This window comes from Haloarcula sp. CGMCC 1.2071 (genome assembly GCF_037078445.1).
GTDB classification, from domain to species: domain Archaea; phylum Halobacteriota; class Halobacteria; order Halobacteriales; family Haloarculaceae; genus Haloarcula; species Haloarcula amylolytica.
On sequence record NZ_JAYMGY010000039.1, the window covers coordinates 1 to 7,575 of the forward strand.

At 54.1% G+C, this 7,575-nt stretch carries 8 protein-coding genes; 6 read left to right on the forward strand and 2 right to left on the reverse strand.

Going from position 1 to position 7,575, the window contains the following annotated elements; genetic code table 11:
• The first annotated feature begins 662 nt into the window (after window positions 1–662).
• Complete coding sequence (locus VI234_RS20980; protein WP_336331198.1) at window positions 663–2,867, forward strand: amino acid permease; 2,205 nt, start codon at window positions 663–665, stop codon at window positions 2,865–2,867.
• 272 nt (window positions 2,868–3,139) lie between these two features.
• A complete protein-coding gene (locus VI234_RS20985; protein WP_336331199.1) occupies window positions 3,140–3,652 on the forward strand; it encodes a YbhB/YbcL family Raf kinase inhibitor-like protein in 513 nt (170 codons plus the stop codon).
• Between the two features lie 24 nt (window positions 3,653–3,676).
• Here the strand turns inward: VI234_RS20985 and VI234_RS20990 are convergent, their stop codons facing one another.
• Window positions 3,677–3,919, reverse strand: coding sequence for an amphi-Trp domain-containing protein (locus VI234_RS20990; RefSeq protein WP_336331200.1), 243 nt, complete (start codon window positions 3,917–3,919; stop codon window positions 3,677–3,679).
• 150 nt (window positions 3,920–4,069) lie between these two features.
• On the opposite strand from VI234_RS20990, the gene VI234_RS20995 reads away from it, so the two are divergent.
• Complete coding sequence (locus tag VI234_RS20995; protein ID WP_336331201.1) at window positions 4,070–4,462, forward strand: NUDIX hydrolase; 393 nt, start codon at window positions 4,070–4,072, stop codon at window positions 4,460–4,462.
• 221 nt (window positions 4,463–4,683) lie between these two features.
• Entirely contained in the window at window positions 4,684–5,376 is a 693-nt protein-coding gene (locus tag VI234_RS21000; RefSeq protein ID WP_336331202.1) for a DUF1152 domain-containing protein, read from the forward strand.
• A gap of 95 nt (window positions 5,377–5,471) precedes the next feature.
• Here the strand turns inward: VI234_RS21000 and VI234_RS21005 are convergent, their stop codons facing one another.
• Window positions 5,472–6,191 (reverse strand): NAD(+)/NADH kinase, encoded by a 720-nt coding sequence (locus VI234_RS21005; protein ID WP_336331203.1) that lies wholly within the window; start codon window positions 6,189–6,191, stop codon window positions 5,472–5,474.
• 149 nt (window positions 6,192–6,340) lie between these two features.
• Between VI234_RS21005 and VI234_RS21010 the strand changes: the two genes are divergently transcribed.
• Window positions 6,341–6,481 (forward strand): DUF7557 family protein, encoded by a 141-nt coding sequence (locus VI234_RS21010; RefSeq protein ID WP_336331204.1) that lies wholly within the window; start codon window positions 6,341–6,343, stop codon window positions 6,479–6,481.
• 140 nt (window positions 6,482–6,621) lie between these two features.
• Entirely contained in the window at window positions 6,622–7,365 is a 744-nt protein-coding gene (locus VI234_RS21015) for an MBL fold metallo-hydrolase (protein WP_336331205.1), read from the forward strand.
• Window positions 7,366–7,575 lie beyond the last annotated feature (210 nt).

Here is a 7,575-nt window from a genome sequence, read left to right on the forward strand (position 1 = left end):
CGAGTATCGAAGACGAATCACAGAACTATTCGGGAATCTGACTAATCAACTTAGCTTCGCCTCCTCGTGGATCGAGAATCACCTTGACAACTATCTCAATAAGTTAGTTTAGCCACTAACGCGGTGCCCTTGTCCTCTTCGACTCCACAGCCACCGCTCTGCAGTATCAACAATCTCCTACGCAAGAGCGTTGTACTTTAGTCTCGGTCGCGGTTGGTTCTGGAAGACGGGAATTACACTTCGATGACGGGGGGTGGAGATTTAGACAGTGCCGGTATGTTGGTATGAATCCTAAATACTTGATTTGAAGGAGTGTTGATATTGTTTGGCTCGTACGATATCTTCTCTTGGCTTAAAACCCTCTGGGTACTTTAGAGTATTTTATGGTATATACATAAAATAACGTTAGAATGTGAATATCTCATCATTTTCACATTGGTGCGTGGGTCCTGTTCACATATTTGGAAGAATTCGAACCGTTTATAGTGTACGCGTTACGCTCAACTTATGAGAGCCGCACTCGGCCCTTGTAGAATCGCTTTCCTCGTCCGTCTTACGATTGACTCCCCCCTGCGAGTGGCAATACATAGCAAGTGAGGTGAGGGACATCTGAGCCATCTCAGTAGTCCAGCTAACAAACCAGCTTTCGACGATATTTCCCTATGACAAAAGACCTCGAACGAGACCTCGGCCTTCCAGCAGTCCTAGCTATTAGTATTGGCGCAATGATTGGCAGCGGCATCTTCATTCTCCCAGCCCTAGCGATCGATATCGCTGGCCCTGGAGTAGTTCTTGCGTATTTAATAGCGGGACTGCTTGTCGTACCAGCGGCCCTGAGTAAGTCCGAAATGGCGACGGCTATGCCAGAGGCCGGTGGAACGTATATCTATATTGAACGGGGAATGGGGCCGCTCTTGGGAACCGTTGCAGGCATCGGAACGTGGTTCTCGCTTGCGTTCAAAGGAGCCTTGGCACTCGTGGGCGGCGTCCCGTATCTGGTGTTGCTATTTGATCTCCCGGTCAAACCTGTAGCGCTCGTCCTCGCTGTTATTCTTATTCTCATCAACATGCTTGGAGTGAAACAGACGGGACGACTTCAAGTTGCAATTGTCGTTATTATGCTCGCAGCGCTGCTCTGGTTCATATTTGGTGGAACCCCTGCTGTCACGACGTCACGATATGAGGGCTTTTTCGCTGATGGTATGGGAGGACTTCTTGCTGCGACTGGCCTCGTCTTCGTCTCCTATGCTGGGGTGACGAAGGTCGCGAGCGTCGCAGAAGAGGTCGAACATCCTGAACGCAATATTCCTCTCGGTATCCTCGGCTCGTTGGGATTCACCACGATTCTGTACGTTCTTATTGTGGCCGTTATGATTGGTGTTTCTCCTCTTGAGGAACTCGCGAACACGGATACGCCAATGGCGATTGCGGCGAATGCAACTCTTGCCCAGGCAGGCGTTATTGCAGTGGTTCTCGCAGCAATCTTGGCGTTGATCAGCACTGCGAACGCCGGGATCCTATCGTCGTCTCGGTATCCATTCGCGATGAGTCGGGACAATCTGGCACCTGCACGATTTGCAACTGTCAGCGATCGATTCCAGACGCCAACAACAGCAATCACGCTGACCGGTATCGTAATGCTCGCGTTGATTGCGTTTGTCCCTATACTCGAGATCGCAAAGCTCGCAAGCGCATTCCAAATTCTCGTCTTCATCCTTATCAACATCGCCTTGATCGCGTTCCGACGGGCCGATCTCGATACATATGATCCGGCGTTTGAATCGCCACTCTATCCCGGGATGCAGGTGTTCGGTGTCCTGAGTGGGCTCGTACTTCTTACTCAAATGGGAACTGTAGCACTCGTCGGTGCGGTCATCATTACGGTCGGGAGTATCGGCTGGTACTGGCTGTACGCTCGGCCGCGAACAGATCGAGAGGGCATCGCCGTTGATACGGTCCGGCGTGAGGCTGGTCAGAGTGTGGTTGACCGAACCGCTGAATCACTCTCTTCTGAGGAATACGATGTCTTAGTGGCACTTACAGAAGGGACGACCGAAGAGCGAGAACGTCGTCTTGTGCGGATCGCGGCTGATATGGCCAGAAAACACGACGGCGTGGTCACCGTCGTTCAGTTTGACGAAGTTCCCGACCAGATTTCGCTTGACTATGCGTCAGAAGTACAATCCCCGGCTGATTTCCAGTTCGAAGCCCAAACAGACCACCTTTCGCAAGAATTTGACGTTCCTGTCCGATATGGTGAGATCGTTAGCCACGACATCAGGCACGCAATCGTGAACTTCGCACGTCATGAAGAAGCGGATGCTATATTGATGGAACGGCATCCCGGACGATTTCGGCATCGATTTTTCGGGAGTCCAATCGAATGGATCCTGCGACATGCGCCGTGTGATGTCGTTCTCGTTGAAGATCGCGAGTTCGAGACGATCTCTGAAATCACAGTACTCACCGATAGAAGCCCCTATGATCCGTCGAAGGTCAGGATTGCTGATGCCCTTGCGAGTGAACTTAATGCGACTGTTCGATTGGTATACGCCGTTGAGACCTCTGCTACGACCGACTTCAAACAGACCATCGAAGACTATCATACTGAACTGGTTGAACTCTGTTCAGCTCCTGTTACTACTGAGATCGTCACGACTGACGGATCGACACAGGAACTGATTACGATCGCTCAAACGGCCGAATTTCTCGTTATGAGCAGAAATCATAAACTCCGATATGAGTTCAAAAGCAGTCCTGTCGACCGGGTGATTGACGCCATAGATTGTCCGTCGATCGGTGTTCATACACACGAATCGGATCGTCCTGGTTTCCTCGGTCGAATAATTGAGCGCTTGGTGTTCTGATTTCAATATTCGGAGACTCCTCGGTCTCTTTGAAGTTTTTGTATTATCGTCCAAGAGGATGAATTGTCTTAGAGAAATGGTGTTTGAGTTCAATACATGTATTCGAGACACTTCGATGAACAGTCGAATTGAGCCCGTATCGGGTACTTCTCGTAGAAGAACTGGCATAGCAATTGAACCAGAAATTATTATAAGAGAGTCAAAGTAACCTCTCTTTGTTGAGTCGACAGAACCACCTGTAGTCTGTCGACTAGCTCGGAGGTTGATTCGATATGTCAACGCCACTTGATGGAGACGTCGACCAACAAGACAATCTTGAACTGACGAGTCCAGCCTTCGATGACGGCGAGCAGATGCCGGATTCGACCGGCTACGTCAACGAGAACGCCAATCCACAGCTCGGTATTAGCGGCGTTCCGGCTGAGGCTGATGCCTTGGTGTTAGTACTCGATGACCCCGATGCACAGCCCGTCGCCGGCCACACGTGGGACCACTGGTTGGCCTGGGATATCGACCCTGATATCGGAACGATTCCGGAGGATTGGGACGCTGCTCGCGCTGTCGAGGGTTATAACGACTACGTCGAACAGGGATACGGTGGGCCCTCGCCGCCGGAGGGAAGTCACGCCTACCGGTTCAAACTCCTCGCGCTCGATTCCGAACTTGAGATGCCCGAGGAGACGCGGAAAGCACGGCTGGGGTCGGCGATCGCAATGGAGGCTGAAATTCTCGCAGCGACACAGCTAGTCGGCACCTACGACGCGTCTCAGGGAACCGCCTTTTGAGGACCGGTCCCATTCTCGGGGCGCTTATTCTGTCCAGTGAAGCTCGTATTCGAGCTCGTATCGTTGTTCTCCGGTTTCCGAGTCGGTGAGACGTTCGAGCTCGACTTCGAACGTCGGTTCCTCGGGAACAGTGACAGTCTCTGATTGATCCGTGCTCTCTAGCTGGACTGTCCCTGCTTCGATCTGCTCGGCAGCAGCGACGAGCGTTTCGGCGATCTCTGACCTGGAGTGCGATTCTTCAGTCTTGAAGAGTACTTCTTCGGGCATCAGCTAGCTCTACGGCCTCTAGCCCAATATGGTCTGTCCCTAGTTCTCATACTCAGGGATTGTACTCCAGAGAATTATCTTGACTGGAATCTTCTGAGCTCTGGCTGTTTGTCCTACACATCTTAGTGCTCCGTTATTGAACCAATCCGTATGGTCGATGTACGGGCACTGACGGTCGACGCTGTAATCGTAATCGATGGAGAGGTTGTCCTTCTCGAACGAAATCATCCACCGTTCGAAGGATCGTGGGTCCTGCCCGGTGGACTCGTCGAACCGGATGAAACTGCACGGGAAGCGTGTATTCGAGAAACGAAGGAGGAAGTCGGTCTCGACGTAACTATTGACGGGTTCGTCGGCCTCTACGATGATCCCGACCGAGACGAGCGCGGAAACGTGAGTGCAGCTTATCGATGTACGCCTCGTGGGGACCAAACACCGACGCCTCGTAAAGAAGCCGCGCAGGTGGAGACGTTCGATCCGGAGAATCTGCCCGAGATGGGATTCGATCACGAACAGATCGTCACTGACGCGTTGCGCGAGTGACCGGCGTGTGGCCGGCATATCGTTCTTCGTAGTAGCTCTCGAAGACGCATATATGGACTCCCTCGAGGCGCTGTTCGACTTCGACTCCGCACTCGTGTTTGGCATCGGTGGAAGCGGCGATATCGTCGGGAGTATTCTGACCGCTCGGTTACTGGAACAGCACGGATTCGATGTCCTCCTCTCCGCTTCAACGAGAAGATGGCAGTATCGCGTGGGAACCCGTGCCGAAGGATACCCGTCCTGGTCCGCGGTCCTTCGACGAGATCGATGGCCTCGACCGTCTCAGCGAGACAGTCGGGCTCGCTAGCGCTGAGACGCGAGTACAGGACGAGTTCGAATTCACGGAGACGCTCGTCGCTCGCCACTATGATACCGACACGGCCCTCATCGATATCTCGCATGGCGTCGATGCCGTCCGTCGAGGGATCGATGCAGCTGCTCGGCAGCTGGACATCGACCTCGTCGTCGGTGTTGATGCCGGTGGTGACGTCCTCGCGAGGGGAGACGAACCCGGCCTTCGGAGTCCAGTGATGGACGGTGTCGGACTGGTCGCCCTCGACGATCTCGAGACAGCCGCCTGCCTTGGCGTCTTCGGGTACGGAAGCGACGGAGAGCTCACGCTCGAGGAACTCGAAGCGCGATTCGCGGCGATCGCAAGTCGCGATGGCCTGCTGGGCGCGTGGGGGTTGACTCCCCGTGTGCGAAATGAAATCGAAGACGTACTCGCACACGTCGAGACGGAGGCAAGCCGAGTTCCCATAGAGGCGGCTCGAGGGAATTTTGGGCAGCGCCCGATTCGGGACGGTGAAGTTACGGTTCAGCTGACTCCGACGAGTCCTGTCACGTTCTACTTCGATCCAGCACCCGTGGCGACATCGTCTCGTATCGCGGCTTGCGTTCGAGGGACGGACTGAACGAGGCGACGACAGCACTCAACGAGATGGGACTCCAGACGGAATTCGAGACGGAACGCCAGCGGCTTACCAACTCCTGACTCAAACGGCAGAACTCAGCTATCTGGAACCAGCGGCTCGAGTACCTCGACGGATTCGTCAGCCTGGCGAATCTCGATCGGTTCGCCAACGGTCAGTTCGTACGTCTCTTCAGCGTTGTCTCGCGTGAGGACCGCGCTGGAGGCGTGCTCGGATTCCAGCATTTCGACCTCGACGACGGCGTCCGCCGAGAGCACCAGGTAGTCCGGCGTCTCGACTGGCGTGTGGACGTTGTTAAATGCGACGCCGAGCCCCTCGGAGAACGTTCCATTCGTGATCGACTGGTAGTAGGCTGTCGATCCAAACGGCGTCGCTACAAGTACTCCATCCCCGACGATTCGGTTGAATTCGTAGTGGTCGTCTCCGTCTTGAATCCGCATCGTGAGCACTGCTGCGAGGGTCGGGGACGAATGGTGGATGCTCACCTCGTTTACTGCGGTGAATTCTCTGCAGAGTTGTGTCTCGTCGTGGTAGGCGGCAATCTTGCGGTGCTCTTTGATTGTGTACGTATCTTCGGCGGGTCCCGATTCGAGCGTGTCGAGCGTCTCTACCAACCGGTCGGTATCGAGCTGTGTCTTGTATCCTTTGGAGCCGTCCGTTCGCACAGGGAGGATGGTCGGATCGGAACAGGCTCTTGCAGCGTAGAGAATCGTCCCGTCGCCACCGAGCGTAATGATAATCGCGTCGGGGTCGTACTCGTCGACGACATCGAATCCCTGCCTTTCGAGTGTAGTCACCCACTCCTCCTGTTGAGTCTCATCATTCGAGATCACGTAATAGCGCACGGGTAGTCCTCTTGTTCTTACGCAACCGAGGTTTTGTAGGTGTCCGTTCGGTCATTGCTGTGTCGAGAGGGTTTTGTCGTCTCCTCGGTTATCGAGAGATGATGCCCGACATCACAGTCGATGAAGAAACAATCGAGCGACTCGACCCACTTCGAATCGAGGACGAAAGCTACGACGAAATCATCAACGAGCTCATCAACATCTACGAAACCGAGGAACTGACGCTGTTCAAGACCGAATGAGACAATCGAAGGTTGAGCGAAGTCCGTTTTGACGCGGTTCTCACAATGCTGCAGTCCACCTGACTGAAGATCAGAAGATCCAGAATGTGCTTTCCATCTCGCCTTTCCACTTTTTTCGATGCGCGTGAGAATATCTCTGTATGAACCTCACGCTACTTGGGACAGGGAGTGCAGTACCGACTGGCGATCGGTATCAGACCGGAATCGTCGTCGAGGCGGACTCGCGTTCGACTCCCTTGTTGCTCGATTGTGGTGCTGGAACGATTCACCGACTCGCTCAGGCTGGCTTCGATATTTCTCGCTTCGACACCGTCCTGCTGACTCACCATCACTTAGATCACGTTGCTGATCTCCCTTCCTTGCTCAAGGCCCGATGGCTACAAGATGCGTCGACCTGCACTATTGTCGGTCCGCCCGACACGCGAGAGTACCTGTCGGGGTTTCTTGATATCGATCTACTTCTGGAGCGTCTGGACGTGACTGTTCGCGAATATGACTCGTCGCAGTTCACGCTGTGCGGGTTCGATATCGAGACCTGCGAGACGACCCATTCCGCAGCGGGATTTGCCTATCGAATCGACGACGCGTTCACCTTCAGCGGCGATACGGAGGCGTCGGCGTCGGTCGCTCGCTTCGCTGATGGCTCGAGTGTCCTCGTCCACGATTGCGCGTACTACGACGAGAAGGAAACGAACCACGCGACCCCGCATCAACTGGGCCAGACGCTTGCTGACGTGGATATCGATGAGCTCTATTTGACTCACTTCTATCCAGATGCGGCCGCCAACGCTGATGCGATGCGACGGATTGTGAGTGAATATGTGACCGCAACTGTTCATATCCCAGCGGACCTGGAGACGATTCAGATTCAAGCGTCCGAGTGACCTGCGTAACCACTTCCGTGAGCGCGGGGTAGTTCTATGTATGAGTGACGATGTCCCGGATCAAGAGACTGCGATAGAACTCGCGAAGGAATATCAGTCGATCACATCGAAAGCCCACAAACCCCTCTAGTAGAGCTTGAATCCATGACTTCGATGCGTGGCCAGTTCTCGAAGTGAGACGGACGGTGAGTTTCGGCGGTGAGGAGTCGT